Raw genomic sequence first — 23,984 nt, 5'->3', positions numbered from 1 at the left:
GGAGCGGCCGTCAGGCAGATGGAAGATCGACCACCCCGGCCGCGACCGTAGCCTGAAAGGTGCCGAGTGACCACAACCGCGCCGAAAGCGGCGCCGACCCCGGCTGGCGGGCCGTCCCGTCCGTTCGACGTCGGCATCATCGACACCCTGGTCGGGTTCCCGCAGGACCCGGCCGCGCTCTACAGGTCGATCCGGGCGATCCTGCGGGACAAGGAGTCGCGCGAGGACTTCGTGATGCCGGCCGAGTACATGTTCCACGACGTTCCCGCGAGCCACCTCCCCGGCGACGTCGACCCGGTCGGCCTGGTGCTCGGCGAGATGGACCGGCACGGCATCGACATCTCCCTGGTGAGCGTCAGCGCGGACCCGGAGGTGGGCGGCCGGGCGCTGACCGACCACCCGACGCGGTTCGCGGGGGCCTGGACCTGCGACCCGAACAAGGGCATGGCCGGGATCCGCGAGCTCGTCCACGCCCACGAGACCTGGGGCATCCGGGCGGCGGCCATCATGCCGCACGGGACGTCGCCGCAGGTGGCGATCGACGCGCCGCAGATGTACCCGATCTACGCCAAGTGCGTGGAGCTCGGCATCCCGGTCTTCGCGACCGTCGGGATCGCCGGGCCGCGGGTCCCGTCGATGGTGCAGCGGGTCGAGCTCATCGACCAGGTGATGTACGACTTCCCCGAACTCGTCTTCGTCATGCGCCACGGCGCCGAGCCGTGGACGGACCTCGCCGTGAAGCTGATGCTCAAATGGCCGAACCTCTACTACTCGACCAGCGCCTTCTCACCGCGCTACTACCCGGCGAACATCATCGACTACGCCAACACCCGCGGCGCGGACAAAATCATCTACGGCGGCTACTTCCCGATGGGGCTGAGCCTCGACCGGATCATGACGGAGCTGGCCCAGGTCCCCCTGAAGGCGGAGGTGTGGCCGAAGTTCCTGCGCCACAACGCGGCCCGCGTTCTCGGCCTGCCCGCCGAGGGCTGAGCGCCCCGCGGAATTCAGCATCACCGGTGGCGGCCGGGAGCATCTCCCCGGCCACCCCCGGTTTCCCTGAGCTATTTCACTGCCAGCGGATTCAGCGGCGTCCCCACACCGTTCGCGACCTTCAGAGCCGGCGCCGCCAGGAGGAACTCATAAACTCCGTCGGCCGCGCAGTCCGCGGCTAGAGCCTCCAGGTCGAACATCTCGCCGAGGGTCATCCCCATGTCCCTGATGAGGACGTAATGCACCGGCATGATGGCCCCCGGATCGCCGGTCGGATACCGCTCGACCGCCCAGTTGTCGGCCGCCAGCGCCGCCACGTCGTGCTCACGAAGCCACGCGCAGCACTCCAGGGTGAGGCCGGGCTCGCCGCTCATGAACTCGGCGGCCGAGCCCTCGGTGAACCGCCGTGTCCACCCGGTACGCACGAGCAGGATGCTGCCGGGCACCAGCGTGACGCCCTGGCGGTCGAGGGTCGCGTCCAGTTCGCCTGGGCTGATCCCGTGGTCCGGCGCCAGGCAGTCGACGCCGTGGAAACGTGCGACGTCCGCGAGCACGGCCGGCCCGATGACCCCCCGCGCGATGCGGTCGATGGCGAGCCTGGCAGCTCCCTGCGGGGTGATCGACGACGCGGGCACCTCGTTGTAGCAGAAGCCGTCGTAGAAGACGTGCGCAAGGCCGTCCCACTGGGTGGCGCACTGCAACGGCATGACGATGAAGTCGTCCGCGAACCCCGCGCCGTCGGGATACACCGACTGGCCCGTCATCGACATCAGATGGACGGGGTTCACCCGCCCGCCTAATCCGACCTGCGGGCCTTTGGACGAGAGGGTGTACCCCAGGTCGAACACACGCCCCGTCCGCGCCAGCGCCGCCCCCGCGGCGACCCGGGCCGGCGTGATCAGGTTCAGCGTCCCGATCTCGTCGTCCGCTCCCCAGCGCCCCCAGTTCGACAGGTCACGGCCAACCGCGCGGAAATCCCTGGTCATCGTTCCCCTCCTGCCTACGTCAACCGCCCCGGCCCCGCGGAGCCGCCGTCGCGAACGGAGCGAGCTCGCAGGCCCGGGCGGAGCGCACGGTCGAGCGACAGCGACAGCGGCACGGTCGCCGGGAACTGACAGCCAATTATCGAGGTAGACGTCGAGTTTGAGGCTTTCGGTCGGGACGTGTCCAGCGCTCGGACCGGGCGTCCACCCAGGAAGAATCGAGGCTAGTGGAAGGTCAGCTCACGGGCGTTCTCGGCCATGATCCTGCGCTGGTCGGTGAGGGAGAAGCTGGTGACGTTCGCGAGGAAGTCGCGTGGGTCGGCGACGCCTTCGGCGTGTGGCCAGTCGGAGCCGAAGAGGAGCCGTTCGACGGGGACGTGCTTGTTGAGCTCGGGGACGCTCTCCTCGACGTAGGGCGAGACCCAGACGTTCTCGTGGAACTGGTCGACCGGGTTCTTCGTGAAGAGGCCGGGGTTCTGGCCGTGGAGCTTCTGGAGGACGTGCAGCAGTGAGGGGACCCAGATGCCGCCGTTCTCGATGGATGCGAAGCGCACGCCCGGGTGGCGCTCGAACAGGCCGTGGGCGATGAGCGCGGCGAGGAAGTCGTGGATGCGCCGGTCGTGCATGAGCGCGTCGACGAATGGCTCATAGAAGGCGAGGGAGGACGCCTTGCCCTGGCGGCGCCGGCTGGGGTAGCCCCAGGTGCGTGCGAGGGCGTCCTCGAGTTCCTGGTAGCCCTCGTCGAAGCCGGCGCGGGCGGTCATGACGAGGCGTGCTTCGGCGACCCTGGCCCAGAACGGATCGAACATCGGGTCGGCCGGCGACTTCATCCCGTCCGGGGTGAAGACCGGGCCGGACCGGATCGTGACGATCCGGGCACCACGGTCGATCACCCATTCCAGCTCCCGCAGGGCGCTGTCGAGGTCCGACAGCGTCAGGTAGGGAACGCCGAAGATGCGGTTCTGGTAGGCGAAGCCCCAGTCGTCGTCGAGCCAGCGGTTGAAGGCCCGGAAGATGTCGACGGACGCTTCGATGTCGGGCTGCATCGGCCCTTCCATGCAGACGCCCTGGGACGGGAAGAGCCACATCGCCTCGAGGCCCTGCTCGTCCATCACGGCGAGGCGGGCGTCGCGGTTGTACCACTCCGGGTGCGCAGCCGGCTCCTCGGAGGTGAGCATGTGGGCGAGGTCGGACTTGGGAGCACGGCCGGCGAAGTACTCGTACAGGGCGCCGGGCCGTGGCCGTGGGTTGACGTCTCCGGGTCCGGGGATCCAGGGGTGCAGCTCGTCGTGGACGACGTAGCGCATCCTGCCGTCGATCTGACGGATGACGACGCCGCGGTCGGTGTACTTCGGGTCGCGAYGCCGGGTGAAGGCGTCGGAGGTCTCCCAGTAGTGGTTGTCCGTATCGAAGATCGTCGGGATCTCCGCGCTCGCAGCGGTCACGTTGGTCAACCTTCCTGCTCTCGGCCCTCGTCCGGGCGCTCCCTCAGGTGGCGTCGATCCGCCGGTGAGAACCGCTCTGCCGCGCCGCGGTCACGTTCGAGGCGTCCGTGCCTGCGACCGCACGACCCGGGCGCCCTTGGGGATCGGCCATCGGGGAATCGATCACGTACATGTGACGATGCATGATTTTTACTTCTGTATTGTCACTTCTCGGAGCATGATTGATCGGGCGGCGGCGGTCAAGGGATGGTGCCATCGCTGTCGGCGTGCCCGTCAGCCGGCGCCGTCGGGCGGCCGGGCTGCGCCGCGAGGAACTGGCTGGGCTTGCCGGGATCTCGACCGACTACCTGACCCGGCTCGAGCAGGGACGGGCGACCACGCCCTCAGTGCAGGTGGTGGAGGGGCTCGCGCGGGCGCTGCGCCTGAACAGCCCGGAGCGGGACCTCCTCCACCGGCTGGCAGGTCGTGTCGCGCCCGGGCTTGACGTCGTTCCGTCACGGGTCTCGCCGAGCGTGCAGCGACTGCTCGACCGACTGGCGAACACTCCGGTCGTCGGGTAGGACGCAGCCTGGACGCCCGTGCTCGCCTACGCGCCCTACGACGCGGTCATGGGCGAGACGTCCACCTGGCGCGGGATCGAACGCAACGCTCTTTGGCGCAACGTTCTCCTCGCCACGGACGATCTGCGCATCACCGTCTACACCGCGGAGCCCGGCACCGAGGACGCCGAGCGCCTCGCGCTGGCCGTCGTGTTGGGCACCCGGGCGCTCGCGCTCGCCGACGAACGTCGATCAACTCCGCAGGTCACCGCGGAGCATCCCGCCCCCTGACGACCTGCGGCGTGACGGCGTGACGTCGTGACCGGCTGTTCCGTCTCGGTCGGAGGTTTCTAGACCTGGGTTGGTGGCTCGGCGCGGCCGAGGGCGACCTCATGGCCGCCGAAGCGGGGCTCCACGACGGCGGACCAGTCCGGCCCGCGGCGAACGCTCGTGCCGCCGTCGATGTTGACGATCTGGCCGGTGATCCGGCTCGCACGATCCGACAGGAGAAACACGACCAGCTGGGCGACGTCGTCCACCTGGGTGGCGCCACCGAGCGGGGTGTTGGCGTCGTAGCTCTCGTAGACCGGTGTTCCGGGCTGGACGAATCCCATGATCTCGGTCGCGGTGAGACCGGGGCGTACCGCGTTGAAACGGATACCGGCCTCGCCGTACTCGTCCGCGGCGTTGCGGATCAGCGCCTCCACCCCGGCCTTCGCGACGGGGTACGCGCCGAAGAACGGGTGGGTGAGGTGCCCGGCGATGGACGAGAGGCCCACGAAGGAGCCTTTGCCGGCGCGGGCGAAGATTGGCACGGCGTGCTTCGCGAGCAGGAAGGTTCCGATCAGGTTCAGGCTGATGACGCGCTCGAACTCGGAGACCTTCTGCAGGTGCAACGGTGCGAGGGCACCGCCGCCACCGGCGTTCGCGACGACACCGTCGAGCCCGTCGCGCCACTGCGCGGCCGCCGCCACGACCCGCTGGACGTCCGACTCGTTCGTGACGTCCGCGACGTGCCAGGTCACGGCCTCGCGGCCGACCTTCGCGTTGATGCCCTCAGCAGCTGATTCCAGGGTTCCCTGGGTACGCCCGCAGATGGTGACCCACGCACCCTCGTGGGCCAGCGCGGCGGCGATTCCCGATCCGATCCCGGTCCCGCCGCCGGTTACCAGGATGGAATGCCCCTCGACCGAGCCAACCATGTCGCCCACCCTCCGACCCGGAAACCAGTTGCCGCCGTATGACGACAATGGCGGCCAGACCGGGAGCTGGCCGCTGCCTTCGGACTATTTGACGTTTAGTTTGTGCCGGTGCCGGTGCCGGTGTGTCTGGTGACGACGGTGGCGCTGTTGTCGGCGTAGGTCACCTCGCGGGCGATCAGCCCATCGCGAAAGGTGACGTAGATGGCCATCGGTGTGCTGGCAAGGTAGTCCGACGACGGATCGTCGACGGAGTCGGGGTACATCGCCGCCGCGGCCGGGCCACGCAGCACCATGCGCATCAGGCCGTCCGCGGCGATGGTCCCGGTCACCCCGTCGACGGCGAGGTGATCCCAGTCCAGCCACAGCATTCGATAGGCACGGGCCAGTCCGGCGGCGAAACCGGCCACGAAGGCGTCGCGCCCCTCGCCGGTCAGCCCGCCGGCCGGATGGGATCTGAGCACGAAGTCCGGCGTCACGGCCGCGCCCAGGGCTTCGAGATCACCAACGATCTCGGCGGTCACGCGGCGTTCCAGGACGACGAGCATGGCACGCTCGCGATCGTCCTGGGCCGCCGCGAGCCGGTCGCGGAGCCGGGCGATCGATGCCGCAGGTTCAGTGTCCATCCGTCATCCCCGGTCCTCTTCCCTTCCGAATCGCCGGCGAGCGGTCGTCGCGAAGGGCTTCCACTGGCTGGGGGCCTGTCGCCGCGCGCTCGGAGGGCGTACGCGACAGAGCTAACCATTTGACCGACCGCGTTACAAGTAGCACGTGATGTCCTACCCTTCGATGTCCGCGGGCTGGCTGTGGACGGGTCTGCGGACGGGTCTGGGGCCGGCTTCGGTGCGTCGGGCGGGAGACGGAGGCGTCCGAGGTAAGACAAAAATGAGATTATGTGCCACCATGTCGCGCATGGGGCATCGTGACGCGCCACGGCCGGGGGATCGTCACCGGACTCAAGTGCACCAGTAGCCGCAGTAGCCGCAGTAGCTGTGGAGCGGCGGGCCGGCCGGCGCAGTTGTCGCCGGTCGCCGGCCACGTCCATGGCCTTGAGGGGATGAGCCAGATGGCACCGAAGGACATCGGAGCGCTGCGCGGCGCGGACGAGACTCTCACCCACCAGATCGTCGACACGTTCGCCACGGTGTCCGAGTCCGACCTGGCCTGGACCGAGAAGATCTGGGGTTCGCTCGCCAGCGTCGACGGTTCGCTACAGGTCGACTTCGGCCTGGGGAAGTACCAGAACCGTGGCATCATCGACGGCTTCGCCGGCGTCTCCCGTGGCCGCGAACAATGGACGGTCCGGGGTAGTCGCGAGCTGCGGACCGCGCCCGAGCTGATGGGCATCGGCCCGATCGAGTACGAGATCATCGAGCCGCTGACCCAGGTACGGTTCCGGCTGGCGGAGAACGACATCCAGCCGATCTCCTTCGACCTGGTCCTGTCCGGGGTGACGCAGCCGTTCTTCGAGGATCGCAACCTCGTCCGCAACCGGCACACCGGCCGTGTCGACGTGAACATCGTCCGCTATCACCAGGGCGGCTGGGCTTCCGGCACGGTCACCGTCAACGGTGAGACATACGAGGTGCGCCCGGAGACGTGGTTCGGCTACCGGGATCATTCCTGGGGTGTTCGGCAGGCCGTCGGCGCCGCTCCCACCGACCTCGCGCCACGCCGCTCCGCCACGCCGAAGGCGGGTGCCGCCCCGGTGAAGGGGCTCATGAAATGGGCGCCGGTGTTCCTTCGCCGCGCCGACGGAACGTACTACGAGACGGCCATCTTCATCGCCGGCGGAGCCTGGGGTTACACGTCGGCCTACGTGAACGAGGCGGGCGGTCGGCAGAACGCGGTGCGCCACGCCGAGCCGCACATGACCTACGACCCGCGCACCCGTTTCGTGAAGGGCGGCGAGCTGCACCTGACCATGGAGTCCGGTGAGCAGCGGGTCATCGAGGTCGAGGCGCTGGGGGAGTCCGGCTTCTTTCTCAAGACCGGGCTCTACGGCGAGTGGAAGGGCCAGATCCACGGAAGCTGGAAGGGAAAGCTGCACCTGGACGGCGAGTACATCGCGGACTGCTGGTCGGACGAGTCGCTGCGCGAGCTCGGCCAGTTCCGTGACACGCCGGTCCGGGTCCGGGAGGGAGATGCGGTGGGTTACGGAATCATGGAAAGCATCATCGGTGGCGAATGGCCGGAGCTCGGCCTCACCGCCGACTCGGACCACCAGGTGTCGTACTCATGACGACGGCGGCCGTGGCCGAGACCGAGGGCGACTCCGTGCGGCGGATCAACGTCCTGGACCCGGAGTTCTACGTTGATCCGTGGGATGCCTACCGGTGGTTAAGGGACCAGGCGCCGGTCTTCTGGGATCCGGTGCAGCGGCTGTGGGTGATCTCCCGGTTCGAGGATGTCGTCACCGTCGAGAAGGACGGGGTGCGTTACTCGTCCTTCGAGGGCTCCCGCCCGCACATCGACCTGCGCGAGGAACTGTCTATGATCAACATGGACGACCCTGATCACCAGGCGCAGCGCAACCTCGTCGCCAGCCAGTTCACCCCGCGAGCGGTGCGCCGGCACGAGCAGCACGTCCGCGACGTCGTCACGGAGATCCTCGACGCGGTGACCCCGCTCGGCGAGTGCGAGGCGATCGAGGCAATCGCCTCACGCCTGCCCGCCATCGTGATCAGCGATCTGCTCGGCTACCCGAGGGACCAGTGGGAGCGGGTCCGGCACTGGTCCGAGCAGATCATGCTGCTCTCCGGCCAGACATCGCCGGACGGGCCACCGCACGTCACACATCCGGAGATCCCCGGCCTCATCAAGGACTTCTACGAGGGCACCCTCGAGGTCGTCAAGGCCCGGCGCGCCGAGCCACGCGACGACCTCATCTCGGTGTGGGCGAACCGGCCCGACTGGACCACCAAAAAGGTTCTCGACGAGATCCTTCTGGTGCTCGACGGCGGCGCCGAGACGACCCGCACCGTCATCGGCACGATGATCCGCGACCTCGCCCTGAACCCCGACCAGCGGGCCCTGCTGCTCGAGCGGCCCGAGCTGCTGGCGTCCAAGGCCGTCGAGGAGTTCATCCGGTGGGTGTCGCCGGTGCTCAACATGCGGCGCACCGCGACCGAGGACCACGAACTGCACGGCCAGCACATCCGCCGCGGCGACCAGCTTCTGCTGCTCTACCCGGCGGCGAACCGCGACCCGCGGGTGTTCGTCGACCCGGAGACCCTGGACGTCGCCCGGACCGCTCCCCGGCATGTGGCGTTCGGCTTCGGCACCCATGTCTGCCTGGGCGCGCATCTGGCCCGCCTGGAGCTTCGGGTGATGTTCGAGGAACTGCTGCGCCGGATGCCGGACTGGGAGCTCGTCGACCCGGCCGAGCCGAAGATTCTCCCCGCCACCTTCGCCCGGGCATACGACCAGATCCGCATACGGTTCACCCCGAGCTGAACAACCGGCGGGGATGCCAGGGAAGAACGACAGGAAAGACGACAAGGAAACAGGTGCACCATGCGGGACGACAACGGTCTCGAGCGGTTATCCACATGGCTGCGGGACCAGATGCCGGCAGCCACCGACCTCCGGATCGAGAACGCCGACCGGGTCACGTTCGGCTATTCGGCGGAGATCAGCGTGCTCACGCTCGCGTGGCGCGCCGGCTGCGCCGAACATCGACGGGAGGTCGTTCTCCGGCTCAGCCCGCGAAGCCCCGGACTGCTCGAGCCGTACGACATGGAACGGCAGTTCACCATTCTGCGCGGGCTGGAGAACAGCGCCGTCCGCAGCCCGGCGGTGCTCTGGTTGGAGCCCTCCGGCTCCGTGCTGGGGCGCCCGTTCTACGTCATGGAGCGGGTGCCCGGCGAGGTCTACGAAGACCGGATTCCCGCCGAGCTCGACGCGAGCCCCGAGACGATCCGCCGCATGTCAGAAGGGATCGTCGAGCAGATAGCCGCGATCCATCGGGTTGACCTTCAGCGGAGCGGCCTGGTCGCGCTCGGAGACGGCCGGACGTACCTGGACGACGAGCTCGGGCGCTGGGCGTCGGAGCTGCACCGGGTGCGCAAGGACCGGCTGCCGGCCCTGGAACGGCTGCTCGACGTGCTGCGGGAACAGCGGCCCGCGCCCTCGGAGACCGTCACCCTCGTGCACGGCGACGTGAAACCGGGGAACTTCGCCTTCGCCGACGGCGAGGTGACCGGCGTGTTCGACTGGGAACTCGCCGCCCTCGGCGACCCGCTGGCCGACCTCGGCTACCTCGAGCTGTTCTGGGCGACGCCGGTCTTCATCACCGGCCGGCCCGGGGCGCTCACCTTCGACGAGGCCCTGGCGTACTACGAGAAACTCACCGGCCTCCCGGTCCGGCACCGGGAGTGGTACAAGGCGTTCCAGACCTTCAAGACCTGCGTGATCCTGCTCGTCGGGGCGATGCTGTTCGACAGCGGCGCCAGCGACGAGCTGCGTTTCGCGCAGATGGGCCTCGCCATTCCGCATTTCACCCGGGCCGCGCTGCACGACCTGGGCGTCGACGAGGACCTCGAGACCGGCCCGGTACTGGCCGGCCGCGAACGTTACCGCCAGGTCCGCGACCGCCTCGCCGCGAGCTCCTCCGCCTGAGTTCGACGGACGTTGCCGCGGCTGTCCGAGGTTGGCCGCGGCGACGGCGCCACCGGACCGACACCCGGGCAGGTTCCCGGGCCATGCTTGTCGTTCCTGCCCGGCCGATGATCATGCCGCGTCTGAACTGGGCGAACATCGCCAGTATCTGGAGGATCATGCGGCCGATGGAAACGGCAGCTCACATCGATGGCGTTGATCAAGCGGTGCCGATCTCGCGCTCTTGGTATTCGCGCGGTGAGAGTCCGTGGAAGCGTGTGAAGGCGGCGCTGAAGGTCGGTAGGTGAGCATAGCCAACGCGGCGGGCGACGGCGCTGGGCTTGGCGCCGCCGACGAGGAGGTCGCGAGCCATGCGCATGCGGGCCGCGTAGCGCCAGCGGGCGAAGGTCATTCCGGTCTGCTCGTGGAACGCTCGGTGGACGTCGGCGGGCAGGTCGAAGTCGGTCGATCCAGCGGAGACCCCGATGCGGCGAAGGTAGTCCATGGCAGCTTCGCGCAAACGCGGCTCGGTGGGCATCGGCACCGATAGCGCCCGCTGCGCGGCGACCTGCTCGGCGAACAGGTCGATGATGCGGGTCGGGTCATAGCCGACGGGACGCAGCGAGGTTCGGGCGCTGATGGAGGAGAACATCAGGTAGTCGTCCCACGCTCGCGGGAACTGCACCTGGATCGGTTCGATCAGTTGGAGATCGGCGGTGCTGGCGTTCCCGAGCGGTAGCGAGATGGAGTCCTGGCGAAGCCCGGTAATGTGCTCGACTCCCGCCGGTATCCAAGTCGCGACGCCACGCAGTCGCTCGTAGCGCCTAAGGTCGATGTCGAGGTAACCGCTGCCGCGATACATCCAACTGAGCACGTGACTGTCCATGGCGTGCAGGGGCGTGCGGGCGGCGGGCAGCAGATCGGGCGCATGGGCAGCGGCACCGCCTCTCCGCATCAGGCGCACGAAGTTGTCAGCCTGGCGTGCCGCGCTGGCCCGCCCGGTCAGGCCACCGGCAAGAGCGCGGGCGGCGAGCTCCCTGGCGAACTCGTGAGGGGTCAGCCCGAACTGCTGCTGGAACGCGCGCCGGAAACCGCCGCGGCTGGCGAAGCCCACTCGCGCTGCCGCCTGATCGGCGTCGTACCCGGCGGCCAGAAACTCGACGGCGGCGGTCAGCCGGCAGTGCAGTCGCCACTGCTCGAAGGTGAGCCCGGTATCGGCGAGGAACTCGCGCAACAGGGTGCGCGGACTTGAGGGCACCCGGGTCGCCCATTCCCTGACGGTGAGGTCGAGCGCGGGGTCGCGGATCAGTTCCTCGGCCACTGCTCTCGCTCCGGCGGCCTTCGGCATGGTGGGGGGATCGAGCAGTGCCGAAGGAACGGTGGCCCCGCCGCGCGGAGGTGAGGTTGGGCGTGTGCCGAGACCACGAAGGAGATCGGCCACCCCGCCAGGCGAATACCCGTGACCGGTGAACGGTGTGACCTGAAGGTTGAAGTACTGGATCAGCCAGTCCTGCCAGTCATCGGGGACGTCGAACCGTATCGGTTTGGTCGGCGCCCAGGCCCCGACGCTGGCGTCGAGCCAGTACGGGAAAGCGACCGTGCCGGGCTCGGTGATCGTCAGAGCGCGGTTTCGGTAACTCTGAGGCATCCAGATGCCTTCGCCGCCAGCGAGAGAGAACTCCGTTCCGCCGTCCAGAAGCACCCGCGCTCGACCGGCGCGGACCCAGATCAGCATGTGACTGGGGCGCTCCACCGGAACCATCCGTGCTCCCGCTATCGGCGGTGGAGACGAGCCAATCATGTCCTAACTATATGGCGACCTGCGTACCCAAGTGTGGTGAGGTTTACCGTACCTTACCAGTGGCCCCTCTGCCGTTGGCGGCGCGCGGCCTCCTCACCCCAGACGCGATTGGAAGGGGCTTCCCTCGGCATGCCGAAGACCGCACGTGGGCTCACCGTGCACCCGCTGACCCTGCGAGAGGTCGAGGTGGTGCGGGTGGTGGACCTGACGCCGGGGATGCGGCGGATCACGTTGGGTGGCGAGCAACTTCGTGCGTTCACCTCGGCGAACGGCTTCCCGCAGCCGGCGTTCGACTCGACGGGCTTCGACGACGACATTCGGTTGGTGTTCTGCTACCCCGATCAGGCCGAGCCGGTGCTGCCAGTGCAGAAGGAGAAGGGCCTCGAGCTGCCGAGGGACCCCCGGCCGTTGTCAAGGAGCTACACAGTCCGTCGCTGGAACCCCGCGACCGGAGAACTGGACGTGGACATCGTCAAGCACGGTATCGGTGTCGGCAGCACCTGGGCGTATCGCACCCAACCCGGCGACCGTATGCACTTCCACGGCCCGAGCGCATCGCGGGCGCTGCCGCAGGACGCGGACTGGCTTCTCGTCGCCGGCGACGACACAGCGATCCCCGCGATTGCCCGCCTGCTTGAGGAGTTGCCCGATGACGCGCGGGCGCAGGTGTTCGTTGAGGTCGCCGAAGACGCTCACCGGCTGGAGCTGAGGGCTCTGCCGCGGGCTGAGGTGACCTGGTTGGTGCGCGGCGGCGCCGAGGCGGGCACGACCACGCTTCTGGTGGACGCGGTCAGGAACAGTGGCTGGTGGGACGGTCGACCGTTCGCGTGGTTCGCGGGAGAGCGCTCGGTGGTGCGGGATCTGCGTCGCCATCTGGTCGAGGACCGGGGTTTACCCAAGGAGGACATCGAGTTCACCGGGTACTGGCGTCGTGGCGAGGTCATTGCCCTGGAGGCCGACGGAGCGGTGCCCGACCCCGAGAAGTCGATCACGCCCTTCGAGAGGCTCCATCAATTGACCGAACTGGTCCCACCGATCGCGATCCGCACCGCCGTCGAGCTGGGCATTCCCGAGCTGATCTCGCGTGGTGTCAGCAGCGTGGCGGACTTGGCCGTCAGGGCGGATGCCGACGAGCGGGCGTTGGGCAAGCTGCTGCGCTACCTGCATGCCCTGGACGTGCTGACCGAGACCGAACCGGGCCGCTACGATCTGACGCCGGTGGGTGAAGTCCTGACCGTCGAGTTCGTCGCGGACTCCCTGCATCCGTCCGGGGTGGGAGGCCGGGAGATGCTCGGCGTCCACGGACTCACCGAGTCGATCCGCACTGGCCGGTCGTCTTACGCCTCCGTCACGGGTCAGACCTTTGCCGAGGTGCGGGCGGAGCAGGACTACGAGGACCGCTACCTGGAACGTCTGGCCGAGTTCCAGCACGCGCTGGCTATGTCGATCGCCAAATCCGGCCTGCTTACTGGCGTCCGGCACCTGGTGATCCACTCCGGTGGCGCGGGCGTGCAGGCCCGCGAGTTCGTCGCCGCACATCCCGATCTGCGGGTGACAATCTGCGCGCTGCCCACCCAGGCGGACTGGCTACACCGCGACCTGCCCGCCACGATCCCCGACGAGCAGCAGCGGGCACGGGTCAGCGTGGCCGAGCAGTCGGTATTCGAGCCCAGCCCCGAATCGGACGTCGTGTTCGTCAGCCGCGCCTTCAAGGCGCTACCCGACGCCGACGCCGCCCACGCTCTCCGCCGAGTGTCCGAGAACCTCCTCCCGGGTGGGCGGGTGCTGCTGGTCGAGGAGGTCTTCGACACCGGCGACCTCGATGAGCATGACGGCGAAGCCGACCTGATCGGACTCGCGGTACATGGCTCCGGTCTACGCACCGCCGAGGAACTGGACACTGTGATCATCTGGTCGGGGCTCACCCGCACAGAGACGCACATCGTCGGCTGGGGCACCACAGTTCACGAACTCGTCCGCAACGACACCAACTGACCCGTGGTGCCCCTTTCCGGCCGGACTGCTGCCCCTATCAAAATTAGGGGCAGCGCGGAAGATGAAATAGTTGACACGAAAGCGCAGGAAATACTCGCCTGAATTCAAGGACGAGGTGGTAAAGATGATACCCGAGGTGTTTCGTCCGATCGTCGACGTCGCACGTGAACTCGGCGTCGTCGAAGAGAACTCGGAGTCCGGGTCGCCGCCTATCGGAACGCCCACGCCGGGCGAGACGCCCTCGCCGGCCGCCGCGGGCAACGCACGGATACGCGAACTCGAACGGCAGAACCGTGAGCTGGCCATGGAGGGCAGCTTCTTGAAAAGCCGCGGCGTGCTTCGACGAGGATCGTCGCCGAGCGACACGTTCGAGTTCATCGATGCGGAGTACGCCGCCCGCACCACCACGAACACCGCCACACCCACACCGTCCATCACCCGGATGTGCGCCTGGCTGCAGGTTTCTCGCTCCGGGTCCCATGAACGGCGCGGCCGTCCCGCCTCCGCGACCGCGACCCGCCGCGACGAGCTCGCCGCGCTGGTTCAGCGGTCGTCACCGTCATCGACACCGCCATCACCCTGGATCACCTCAATAATGACTGTCCGGATTTAACGGGGCGCACCACCCCCACCCGGATGAAGAACAGAAGGAAGAGAACGCGTCCATGACCTTTACCAGACCACGACGCCGTAGTGCGGCCCTTGTCGCCGTGTTGCTGGGCACCGTGATCCTCCYCGCGGGGTGCGGCGGCGACGACGAAAACGATCAAGGCGACGCGGTCGGGGCGACCCGCACTGTGGAGGCCGACAACGGCACGGTCGAGATCCCGGCGCACCCGCAGCGGATTGCAACGCTCGGGAGACTGACCGTGTCGTTCCTCGACCTCGGCGGCGAGCCGGTGGGCGTCACGGAGGTGGATGCCTCCGTGCTCGATCTACTGCCCAAGGAGCAGCAGGCCGCGTACAAAGCGGCCAAGCTCCTCGGCTCCGGCGCCAGCGAAGCCGACCTCGAGCTGCTGGCCACCCTCAAGCCCGACCTCATCTTGTTCTCCGCACCTGAGTCCGACTTCGAGCAGATGAAGTCGCAACTGGCATCGATCGCGCCGACGATCTTCTTCGGGTTCAGCTCGGACTGGAAGACCCGTCTGTCCGTGACCGCGGATGCCACTGATCTGACGGATGCTCTCAATGAGCAGAAGACCGAGTACGAAGGGAAACTCGCTGGTTTCCAGGGTAAGTACTCGAAGATCATCCGGGACACCACGTTCGGCGAAGTCAACAGAGGTTCGTGGCAGGACGCGGGGATGTTCACCCTCAACGGCTCGCAGTGCTCGGAGATAGCTCGCGCGGACATTCCGCTGAACATCCCCGATCTGGGTGAAGGGGGCGAGGAGCGGTCGTTCGAGAAGATCGGCGAACTGTCCGACTACGATGTGCTCATTTACCCCGTGGACGCTGAGGGTCAGGTCGCGGAAGGTTTCGCCCCCGTGGCGGACTCGAACGCGTGGAAGGCCCTTCCCGCTGTGACGTCCGGGAAGGCTCTTGGCGTCTACTGCTTCGGCGATGTCAGCTTCACCAGAAGCTATCGAACCTACTCTCAGTACCTGGATTCACTCGACAAGGCTCTGGCGACGCTCGCGACGGCGGGATGACGGCGCAGACCAGTGACGTCGAGGTCCGGATGCCCGCGGTGGCGGCATCCGGACCTCGGCTGCGCGCCGTCGGTCTGCTCGCGGTGCTGGCGACACTGCTCGTGCTGCTGGTGCTGAGCCTGTTGGTCGGCTCGAAAGCGATTGCGCTGTCGGTGATATGGGATGCGCTGTTTCATCCGTCGTCCGACATCGATCAGTTCTCGATCCGTGACTACCGTCTGCCGCGCACGATCGTCGGGCTCGTCGTAGGCATGGCGTTGGGAGTCGGGGGGGCGTTGATCCAGGCATTGACGCGCAATCCGCTGGCCGACACCGGTATCCTCGGGGTGGGCGCGGGTTCCTCTTTCGCAGTGACCGTGGCCGTCGGCGTGCTCGGAATCCGCGATATCAGTGGCTACATGTGGTTCGCGTTCGCCGGAGCGCTGATCGTCACGATCATGGTCCTGCTCCTGGGATCGACCCGACGTGGTCAATCGGCGGGAGTCATGGTGCTCGCCGGGATCTGTGTCAGCGCGGTGCTCGATGGCGCCGGGTCGGCACTTCAGCTGACCAACCCGGATGCGTTCGATGCGATGCGGTCGTGGGCCGCCGGTTCGATCCTGGGGCGCCCCCTCGACGTGGTGTGGCCGGTCCTGCCGTTCTTCGCCGTGGCACTCGTTCTGGCCTTTGCGGTGTCGGGTCCACTCAATGCGATGGCTCTCGGCGACGAGATCGCCGCCGCCCAGGGCGTCCGTCTGGCCCGTACCCGCGTCCTCGCGATCCTCGCGCTCGCACTGCTCGCCGGAGGCGCGACCGCCATCGCGGGCCCCATCGGATTCGTCGGGCTCATGGTGCCGCATGTGGCCCGCTGGTTCGTCGGCCCGCACCAGCGCTGGATCTTCGCCTACAGCGTTCTCCTCGCCCCGTGCCTGCTGCTGACCTCCGACATCCTCGGGCGAATCGTCATGCGGCCCAGCGAGATCCCCGTGGGTATCGTCACCGCCTTCATCGGCGCACCCGTTCTCATCGCACTGGTGCGGCGGAAGAAGGCGAGCGGACTGTGAGCATCGGCGTTACTTCTCGGTCCGGATCAACGCGCCTTCGCTCAACAGGAAGGGCTCCCGGGGTACGGGTGGATTTCGGGCGGCGGGTGCTGGTGCTGCGGCGAGGGAGGATCGCGGTCCGGCTTGAGTGGCGCTCGGTCATCGTCTGCGCGGTGCTCGCGGTCGCGGTCGCCTGCATGGCGGTGCTCGCGCTGATGACGGGCTCGTACCGGCTCAGCCCTGGGCAGGTGCTCTCCGCGCTGGTCGGCGGGGAGACCGGGCTGGTCCACGACATCGTGATCGAGTGGCGGGCGCCCCGAGTGGTTGCGGCGCTGGTGTTCGGTGCCGCGTTGGGGGTGAGCGGGGCGGTCTTCCAGTCGATGTTGCGCAACCCGCTCGCCGACCCCAGCGTCATCGGGTTCTCCCAGGGCTCCTACACCGGTGCGTTGATCGTGATCCTCCTCGTCAACGGCACCTACGTGCAGTTGATATTCGGGGCGTTGCTGGGGGGGATGGCCACCGCCATCGCCGTGTACCTGCTCGCCTACCGGCGAGGGGCGCAGGGGTTCCGGTTGATCATCGTCGGCATCGGCGTCTCGGCGATGCTCGGCTCGCTCAACACCTGGCTGATACTCAGAGCCGACCTGGAACAGGCGATTGCAGCCGCCGCGTGGGGCGCCGGATCGCTCAACGGGGTGTCCTGGGATCAGGTGGCCATCGGTGCTGTGGGCATCGCTGTGCTTCTTCTGCTGGCTGCGATGTCGAGCCGGCCCATGCGGCAGATGGAGCTGGGTGACGACACCGCCGCCGCCCAAGGGGTGCGGGTCTCGCCCGCCCGCCTCGGCATGGTCGTGGTGGGGGTGGCGTTGACGGCGATCGTCACGGCCGCATCGGGGCCGATCGCGTTCATCTCCCTGGTCGCGCCGCAGATCGGACGCCGCCTCGTCCGCACTGCGGGGATAACCCTCGCACCCGCCGCCTTCGTCGGCGCGCTGCTGTGTCTGGTGGCGGACTACCTCGCCCAGCACGTCGCCCCGACTCCCCTGCCGGTGGGGATCATCACCGTCATTCTCGGCGGCGGGTACCTCGGGTATCTGCTTTTCACCGAAGCCAGGAGACGCCTATGAACACCGACACCGTCCTCGATCCTGTGGTGGCGAGAGACGTACCCACTCATGTTCCGCCGCCCGGCGGCTCACGCCTGCGCGTGGAGTCGGCGACGATCGGTTACGACAGGCGCATCATCAGCGAGGGCCTGTCGGTGTCCATTCCGGACGAGTCGTTCACCGTCGTCGTCGGCCCGAACGCGTGCGGGAAGTCCACTCTGCTGCGCGGCCTGTCGCGGCTGTTGAAGCCGTCCGCGGGTCAGGTGGTCCTCGACGGTGTTGCTATCCAGTCGTACAAGACGAAGGAGGTGGCGCGGCGGGTCGGCCTGCTGCCGCAGACCTCGATCGCCCCGGACGGGATCACCGTGGCCGACCTGGTGGCTCGGGGTCGGTATCCGTATCAGGGCTTCATCCGGCAGTGGACCGAGGCCGACGAGCGGGCCGTGGTCAGGGCGATGGACCAGACCGCGGTCACTGACCTGTCCGGCCGCCTGGTGGACGAGTTGTCGGGAGGCCAGCGACAGCGGGTGTGGGTGGCGATGGCGCTCGCGCAGCACACCAGCATCCTGCTGCTGGACGAGCCGACCACGTTCCTCGACATCACCCATCAGATCGAACTGATGGAGCTGTTCACCGACCTGCACCATGTCGGCCACACCCTGGTCGCCGTGCTGCACGACCTGAATCACGCTGCTCGCTACGCCACGCACCTGATCGCCATGAAGGACGGCGCCGTGGTCGCCGAGGGGCCACCGTCGGAGATCGTGACGGCCGAGCTGGTCGAGGAGGTGTTCGGCCTGCGCTGTCTGGTGGTGCCCGATCCGGTGGCGGGCACTCCTGCGGTGGTGCCGCTGGGCCGTGACCGCGGTGGCGAAGGCGTGCGGGAGGGCCGTTGATGCGCACCGATCCGATGGAGCTGGGGCGAGGACCTCTGACGCGGTGGCTACCGGTGCTTGGACAGGCTGCGCCCGAGCCTCCTGATGTCCAGTCGTTCGAGGTCAGGGATGGTGATCGTCCCGGACAGTTCGTGGCGCGCATCATCTTCTCGCTGCCACGCATCACGATCCCCGCGATGCTGTTGGCGATCGTGTGGCAGGTGGGCGAGTCGGCTGTGCCGGTGGTGATGGGGCTCGCGATCGACCGGGCGCTCGTGACCGGGAACGCTGGGCAACTGGTGCTTTGGCTCGGTGCGCTGGTGGCCTTGTACGTAGCGCTGACGGCGGCGGCCAGGTTCACGAATCGGCTCAACACGTATGTGGTCCAGTTGTTGCAGCACCGACTGCGCGCGACACTCTCGGCCAGAGTGCTGCATTCCGACGGCAGCGCGGCGCGGGCGCCGGCGGACAATGTGGTCTCGGCCATGACCAACGACGTCTTCCGCCTGGCCAACGCCGGGATGCTCGTGGTTCTGCCGATCTCGAGGGTCGCCGCCATAATGTTCATCGCTGTCTCGTTGCTGGTGATGCACTGGCCGCTCGGGGTCATGGTGCTGCTCGGCGCGCCCGTGGCGGTTTGGTTGATGGGCCTCCTGAGCGAACGTCTCTCCCGCGACACCCGCGAATACCAGGATCTCCTCGCTGACACCGTTGGACGGGCCACCGATCTGGTCGCCGGGTACCGGGTGATCAAGGGCGTGCGCGCCGAGGCCGAGGCGACCAGGCGATACCGGCAGGCCAGCAGGGAGACCCTGGTCGGCGCCAGGCGCAACGCAGGGCTACTCGGCAGGTTTCTTGTGGGTTCCGGTGCGGTAAATGGCGTGTTCGTCGCCGCGGTGACGGGGCTGGCGGGCTGGTTCGCGGTGAATGGGCAGCTGAGCGTCGGTGAGTTGATCGCCGCGGGTGGTCTCACCCAGGCGCTGCTGCCACAGATGCAGGCGATCGCGAGTTATTCCATCCCCAATCTCGCGGGCGCCCGCGCCTCCGCCGCGCGAATCATGGACGTGCTCAGGAACGAGGGCACCGCCGCATCCGGGCACGATGACGCGATACGACAGCGGTGCACGCCGCCGCCTGTCCAGGAATTTTCCGCGCCGTATGTCGACGTTCTGGATGTCGGCGTGCCCGGTGCGTCAATCCGGGTGGAGCCCGGTGAGCTGGTGGGAGTGCATGCCGATGATCGGATCGCCGCCCGCATCGCTGACGCGCTGCTGAACCCGTGGGCCGCCAACGACATCGAGGTGCGTCTCGACGGCCGGCCGGCGCACGAACTGACCCCAGCGGAGTACCGTTCCCTGGTCACCGCCGCACCTCATCGGGCAACGTTGTTCACCGGCACCATCCGCGACAACCTCGCCGTCACCGCCTGCCTGCCCGAGAAAATGGACAGTGCAGTGTGGGCGGCTGCCTGTGAGGACTTCGCAGCCGATCTCGACACTCCCGTCGGTGAGAACGGCAATCGCCTGTCCGGTGGCCAGCGTCAACGGGTTGCGCTCGCTCGAGCCTTCGCGACCGACACTCCGGTGCTGGTGCTGCACGACCCGACCACCGCCGTCGACTCGGTGACCGAGCAGACCATCGCCAAGCGGCTGGTCGGTATCCGCACAGATCGCTCAACCCTGCTGATCGCCTCGTCCCCGGCCCTGCTTGGGTGCTGCGACCGTGTCGTCGACCTCCTCGACAACATGCCGGTGCTTGGAAGGGCGGCGCTGTGACCGGGGGATCCGCGACGACGACCGGGGGATCCCCGACGACAGAGCACGCGCTGCCGGTCGCGGGCGGACGTGAGACCGCTCGGGAGGTGTGGCGGCTCAGCCGTGGGCATCGACGCAGTCTGGCCGCCCTCGTGGTGCTGGGAATCGCAAGCACCGCCATCGACCTGATCGGACCTGTCGCGATCGGGTTCCTCATCGATCGGGTCCAGGAAGGCACCGCCGAGCTCAGTACCGTGCTGATCGTCACGGCGATCATGGCGGTCTCGGCCATTCTCGGTGCCGCTGGCACGGCGGCGACAATCGTCCTGGCTACTCGCATGTACCACACCATCCTCGCCGGGCTGCGGGAGGAGTTGGTCTCCCGTGCCCTCACGCTGCCGCAGCATGTCGTCGAGTCCGCCGGCACCGGGGATCTGATCTCGCGGTCCAGCGACGACGTCACCGCGGTTGCCGATGCGGCCCCCGCGGTGATCCCGGCGCTTACCGTCACGACCTTCACCATCGTCATGTCGCTGGGCGGGCTCGCCGCGGTGGAATGGCCCTACGCCGCCGCCCTCGCCGTCGTGCTGCCTGTATACCTGCTCTCCATGCGGTGGTACCTGCGAACAGGCCCGCGGGTGTACCTGGCCGAGCGTGCGGCGATGAGCGCGCGTGCCCAGCAGATCCTGGAATCGCAGCGCGGCCACGCCACCGTCCTCGGATTCAGGCTTGCCGAGCAGCGGCACCGCGCCGTGACCACCACCTCCTGGGGCGTATCGGTGCAGGCATTGCGGGCGCGCACCGTGCAGAGCATGCTCAACACCCGCCTGAACTTCGGCGAGTGCCTGAGCCTGGCCGCCGTGCTCGTCGTCGGCTTCGTCCTGATCGACCACGGAGCCTCGACTGTCGGGGGCGCGACCACCGCCATGCTGCTCGTGCTACGCCTGCTGAACCCGGTCAACCAGCTGCTGTTCGTCATCGACACTCTGCAGTCCGCCCTCGCGTCGCTGAACCGCATGGTCGGAGTCACCACCATCCCCGTCGTGGACGCGCCAGGCGTCGCAACGAGCAGCAGCGTCCATCTCCGCGAGGTCTCCTTCCACTACGGGGCCGGCCCCCGCGTACTTGCCGATGTCACCCTCGACATCCCCACCGGTCAGCGGGTCGCCGTCGTGGGTTCGTCGGGTGCGGGCAAGTCGACGCTGGCCACGGTGATCGCCGGCATTCACCGGCCCGGCGCCGGGACCGTGGCCCGACCGGAGCGCACGGTGATGATCACGCAGGAAGTGCACGTGTTCGCGGGGACGTTGCGCGACAACCTCACCCTCGCCGCGCCGGATGCCACCGACGGCCAGGTAGGGGCTGCGCTGGAAGTGGCCCAGGCCGCGGGGATGCTCGACCTGCTGCCCGACGGCCTTGACACGGTGCTCGGTGGTGGCGGGTACGAGCTGACCGCCGCACAGGAACAACAGGTGGCGCTCACTCGCCTGGTGCTGGCCGACCCGGAACTAGCGATCTTCGACGAGGCCACCGCCGAGGCAGGTTCCGCGTATGCCGGACTGCTCGACCGCGCCGCCGACGCTGCGCTGACCGGACGCACTGGACTGGTGATCGCGCACCGGCTCTCGCAGGCCGCCGCCTGCGATCTGGTCGTAGTGATGGAGCACGGCCGTATCGCCGAGCGAGGAACCCATACAGAGCTGATCGCCGCCGGCGGGGCGTATGCCGCGCTTTGGTCGGCATGGCGGGCCGGGCAGGAAGCTGGAGCGAACGGGTAGGGATGAGGTGAACTTTCGCTGCTGCGGCATTAGTTCCGCAGAAAAGCCCACCGCGCACCTACGACTCCAGCTCAGCGCATCAAGCGATCATCAAAGTCGAACCAGTGACCGAACTCAGGTGCTAAGCGGGCATTCTCTTGTGAAGTACGTGCTGCCGCTCTCGGGCATCTCTCGCGAGTGTCTCGTCGATGCGAGTCTCGTCAATCCGTGTAAATTTAGGTTAGGTTACCTTACACTGGTGGTATGGATGGTCAGCGCGGTGAGGGTTCGCGATGAGCGGGGATTCCCGTGAGGATGCGGGGAGTCCATCGGTTGGGGAAGCGGTGCCTTCCGGTCGGGGGGTGAGCGGTGGGAAGCGGTTGCCTCTTTCGTTTGCCCAGCGCGGGAACTGGGCGGCGCAGCGGTTGTTCCCCGGTTCTGCCGCGTTCTGTGTGTGCGACCTGGTGTGGCTTGACGGGCCTGTCGATGCCGGGGTGTTCGCTGACGCGGTGAGTGGGGCGTTCGCGGAGACGGAGGCGCTGCGGGTGGTCGTTTATGACGATGACGGGGCTCCTTCGCAGTCGGTTGGTGGGAGGCTGTCTCTGCGGACGGTGGTTCCCGAGGAGGTGCTCACCGATGAGGAGATCCGGGCCGTGGTTCGCGCCGGGGTGRGTGCGCGGGAATCTTCGGCGGTTGCGGATCTCACGTCGTCGACGCTGTTCAAACGCGCCGGTGGGGGGTGGGTGTGGTCGTTCACGACGAATAATCTTCTGCTTGACGGGTATAGCACKTCTCTTTATATCCGCCGGGTCGCGGAGCTGTACTCGGCTGCGGTCGATGCGACCCCTGCGCCGCCGAGGTGGTTCGGTCGTCTGGAGGATCTCGTCGCGGGGTCGGCATCGTCGCCGGGTGGGTCCGACATTGTTGGTTACTGGCGTGATGTGCTTGCTGTCGACGTGTTTTCCGAGCCTGCGGGAAGCGCRCCTGCTGATCTGTTCTCGTTTTCGTACCGGCCTGTTCCCGTGGCGCTTCGGGCGGGGGCTGATGATCGTCTGCGTGTGCTGGCGCGGCAGGTGAGGAGCACGTGGACGGATCTCGTCATCACCGCGTGGGGGCTGTATACGGCCCTTGCCGGGAACCGGGACTACCTCGCTGTGCGGGTGCCGTCGATGATGCGCGGTGAGCCGGAGTCGCTGCGTGTGCCGGGTGCGGTCGCCCGCGCGCTGCCCGTCGTGACCGCTCTGCGCCCGGGTGCCACCTTCGGCGAGGTGTTGTCGGTGGTGGGGTCGCAGGTCCGGGATCTACGGGATAATTCCGCGATCGAGGATCATCAGCTTGCCCGTCTCTGGACGGGAGGCGAGCTTTCCTACCTGTCGCTGCCCTCGGTCAACATCAAGATATTCCGGGCGGCACCGGTTTTCGGGGGGATTCCGGGGCTGATTGAGCTGGTCAATCCCGGGCCGACCGGCGTGTTGGATCTCTCCGTTTACGGGAGTCCGGGGCGGGGCCTGCGGATGAATGTTTCCGGCCGGTCTCCGCTCGTGCCGGCAGAAACGGCCAGCCGGCATGCTGCGGCGTTCGGCGTGTTCCTCGGCCACCTCCTCGACGGCCCTGCGGGCAGGACACTGCACGAACTCGCCGAACTCACCGTCGTTCCCTCTTCGACCGATACCACGGCGGCCGGTGTGTGGTCGGTGGGTGCGGGGGTGGTGGTTCCGGCGGTGACGGTGGATGGGCTGATCCGGGATCAGGTGGTGCGTTCTCCKGGGGCGGTCGCGGTGGTGGATGACGCGGATGGTGGGGTGTTGACGTATGCGGGGTTCGATGGTCGGGTGAACGCTCTGGCCCGGCTTCTGGCTGGGCGGGGTGTGACGGTGGGTGACCGGGTCGCGGTGGTCCTGCCGCGTTCGGTGGACCTGGTGATTTCCCTGACTGCGGTGCTGCGTGCGGGTGCCGCGTATGTGCCGGTGGATCCGGGGTATCCGGCGGAGCGTGTGGCGGCGATCCTGCAGGATTCCGCTGCCCGGGTGGTCATTGCCGATGGTGCGACGGCGGCGGCTCAGGCGGGCGTGTTCGCAGCCGCGGGTGTGGTGACCGTGGTCGTCGATGAGGGTGCTGTTCGTCGCCGGATAGAACGCGGCGACCCCGAGGCGCCGGTGTTGCCGCGTCCTCTGAGTCCCGACGATTCCGCGTATGTGATGTTCACGTCGGGGACGACGGGGCGGCCCAAGGGTGTCGCGGTGTCGCATGCGGCGGTGGTGAAC

18 protein-coding genes and 1 pseudogene are annotated in these 23,984 nt (G+C 67.9%); 14 read left to right on the top strand and 5 right to left on the bottom strand.

Going from position 1 to position 23,984, the window contains the following annotated elements; genetic code table 11:
• Positions 1–135: 135 nt before the first annotated feature.
• Positions 136–993: an amidohydrolase family protein gene (locus CcI49_RS34085; RefSeq protein ID WP_347280164.1), complete on the top strand. Its 858-nt coding sequence runs from the start codon at positions 136–138 to the stop codon at positions 991–993.
• Between the two features lie 71 nt (positions 994–1,064).
• Here CcI49_RS34085 and CcI49_RS34080 read toward each other — a convergent pair whose 3' ends face one another.
• Both CcI49_RS34080 and CcI49_RS34075 read right to left on the bottom strand, forming a co-directional pair.
• On the bottom strand, positions 1,065–1,979 hold the full coding sequence (locus tag CcI49_RS34080) for a cyclase family protein (protein ID WP_076833499.1): 915 nt from the start codon (positions 1,977–1,979) through the stop codon (positions 1,065–1,067).
• 221 nt (positions 1,980–2,200) lie between these two features.
• Positions 2,201–3,421 carry an amidohydrolase family protein gene (locus CcI49_RS34075; protein ID WP_076833497.1) on the bottom strand — a complete coding sequence of 407 codons (1,221 nt, stop codon included), beginning with the start codon at positions 3,419–3,421 and terminating at the stop codon, positions 2,201–2,203.
• Between the two features lie 224 nt (positions 3,422–3,645).
• On the opposite strand from CcI49_RS34075, the pseudogene CcI49_RS44605 reads away from it, so the two are divergent.
• Positions 3,646–4,251: pseudogene (locus CcI49_RS44605) on the top strand (helix-turn-helix domain-containing protein).
• 59 nt (positions 4,252–4,310) lie between these two features.
• Here the strand turns inward: CcI49_RS44605 and CcI49_RS34065 are convergent.
• Together CcI49_RS34065 and CcI49_RS34060 are read right to left on the bottom strand one after the other, a co-directional pair.
• Positions 4,311–5,162: an SDR family oxidoreductase gene (locus CcI49_RS34065; protein WP_076833614.1), complete on the bottom strand. Its 852-nt coding sequence runs from the start codon at positions 5,160–5,162 to the stop codon at positions 4,311–4,313.
• Between the two features lie 95 nt (positions 5,163–5,257).
• Positions 5,258–5,785, bottom strand: a complete 528-nt coding sequence (locus CcI49_RS34060; protein ID WP_076833494.1) for a nuclear transport factor 2 family protein — start codon at positions 5,783–5,785, stop codon at positions 5,258–5,260.
• Positions 5,786–6,225: 440 nt separating this feature from the next.
• Between CcI49_RS34060 and CcI49_RS34055 the strand changes: the two genes are divergently transcribed.
• Genes CcI49_RS34055 through CcI49_RS34045 form a run of 3 tightly spaced genes read left to right on the top strand, consistent with a single transcriptional unit; the run spans position 6,226 to position 9,779 of the window.
• On the top strand, positions 6,226–7,401 hold the full coding sequence (locus CcI49_RS34055) for a hypothetical protein (protein ID WP_076833612.1): 1,176 nt from the start codon (positions 6,226–6,228) through the stop codon (positions 7,399–7,401).
• On the top strand, positions 7,398–8,615 hold the full coding sequence (locus CcI49_RS34050; protein WP_076833491.1) for a cytochrome P450: 1,218 nt from the start codon (positions 7,398–7,400) through the stop codon (positions 8,613–8,615). Before CcI49_RS34055 ends, CcI49_RS34050 begins: the two co-directional genes overlap by 4 nt.
• 60 nt (positions 8,616–8,675) lie before the next feature.
• Positions 8,676–9,779 carry a phosphotransferase family protein gene (locus CcI49_RS34045; RefSeq protein ID WP_076833489.1) on the top strand — a complete coding sequence of 368 codons (1,104 nt, stop codon included), beginning with the start codon at positions 8,676–8,678 and terminating at the stop codon, positions 9,777–9,779.
• Between the two features lie 199 nt (positions 9,780–9,978).
• Here the strand turns inward: CcI49_RS34045 and CcI49_RS34040 are convergent, their stop codons facing one another.
• A complete protein-coding gene (locus CcI49_RS34040; RefSeq protein WP_241840393.1) occupies positions 9,979–11,493 on the bottom strand; it encodes a helix-turn-helix domain-containing protein in 1,515 nt (504 codons plus the stop codon).
• A gap of 255 nt (positions 11,494–11,748) precedes the next feature.
• On the opposite strand from CcI49_RS34040, the gene CcI49_RS34035 reads away from it, so the two are divergent.
• From CcI49_RS34035 to CcI49_RS33990, 9 genes are all read left to right on the top strand, one after another.
• Positions 11,749–13,554, top strand: coding sequence for a siderophore-interacting protein (locus tag CcI49_RS34035; RefSeq protein ID WP_241840392.1), 1,806 nt, complete (start codon positions 11,749–11,751; stop codon positions 13,552–13,554).
• Positions 13,555–13,624: 70 nt separating this feature from the next.
• Positions 13,625–14,167 carry a transposase gene (locus CcI49_RS40190; RefSeq protein ID WP_083749881.1) on the top strand — a complete coding sequence of 181 codons (543 nt, stop codon included), beginning with the start codon at positions 13,625–13,627 and terminating at the stop codon, positions 14,165–14,167.
• Positions 14,168–14,219: 52 nt separating this feature from the next.
• Entirely contained in the window at positions 14,220–15,206 is a 987-nt protein-coding gene (locus tag CcI49_RS34020) for an ABC transporter substrate-binding protein (protein WP_076833482.1), read from the top strand.
• A 29-nt stretch (positions 15,207–15,235) separates the two neighbouring features.
• Positions 15,236–16,249: an iron chelate uptake ABC transporter family permease subunit gene (locus CcI49_RS34015; RefSeq protein ID WP_076833611.1), complete on the top strand. Its 1,014-nt coding sequence runs from the start codon at positions 15,236–15,238 to the stop codon at positions 16,247–16,249.
• Between the two features lie 68 nt (positions 16,250–16,317).
• Positions 16,318–17,355, top strand: coding sequence for an iron chelate uptake ABC transporter family permease subunit (locus CcI49_RS34010; protein WP_241840390.1), 1,038 nt, complete (start codon positions 16,318–16,320; stop codon positions 17,353–17,355).
• On the top strand, positions 17,352–18,230 hold the full coding sequence (locus tag CcI49_RS34005; RefSeq protein WP_076833480.1) for an ABC transporter ATP-binding protein: 879 nt from the start codon (positions 17,352–17,354) through the stop codon (positions 18,228–18,230). Before CcI49_RS34010 ends, CcI49_RS34005 begins: the two co-directional genes overlap by 4 nt.
• On the top strand, positions 18,230–19,984 hold the full coding sequence (locus CcI49_RS34000; RefSeq protein ID WP_054566323.1) for an ABC transporter ATP-binding protein: 1,755 nt from the start codon (positions 18,230–18,232) through the stop codon (positions 19,982–19,984). Before CcI49_RS34005 ends, CcI49_RS34000 begins: the two co-directional genes overlap by 1 nt.
• Complete coding sequence (locus CcI49_RS33995; RefSeq protein ID WP_076833477.1) at positions 19,981–21,741, top strand: ABC transporter ATP-binding protein; 1,761 nt, start codon at positions 19,981–19,983, stop codon at positions 21,739–21,741. Before CcI49_RS34000 ends, CcI49_RS33995 begins: the two co-directional genes overlap by 4 nt.
• 341 nt (positions 21,742–22,082) lie before the next feature.
• On the top strand, positions 22,083–23,984 hold a 1,902-nt coding region (locus tag CcI49_RS33990), incomplete at its 3' end, for an AMP-binding protein (protein ID WP_158230854.1).

It is taken from the genome of Frankia sp. CcI49, assembly GCF_001983215.1.
Taxonomy (GTDB): Bacteria; Actinomycetota; Actinomycetes; order Frankiales; family Frankiaceae; genus Parafrankia; species Parafrankia irregularis.
The sequence above is the reverse complement of the archived record's forward strand: the minus strand, read 5'-3'. Positions and strand labels throughout refer to the sequence as shown.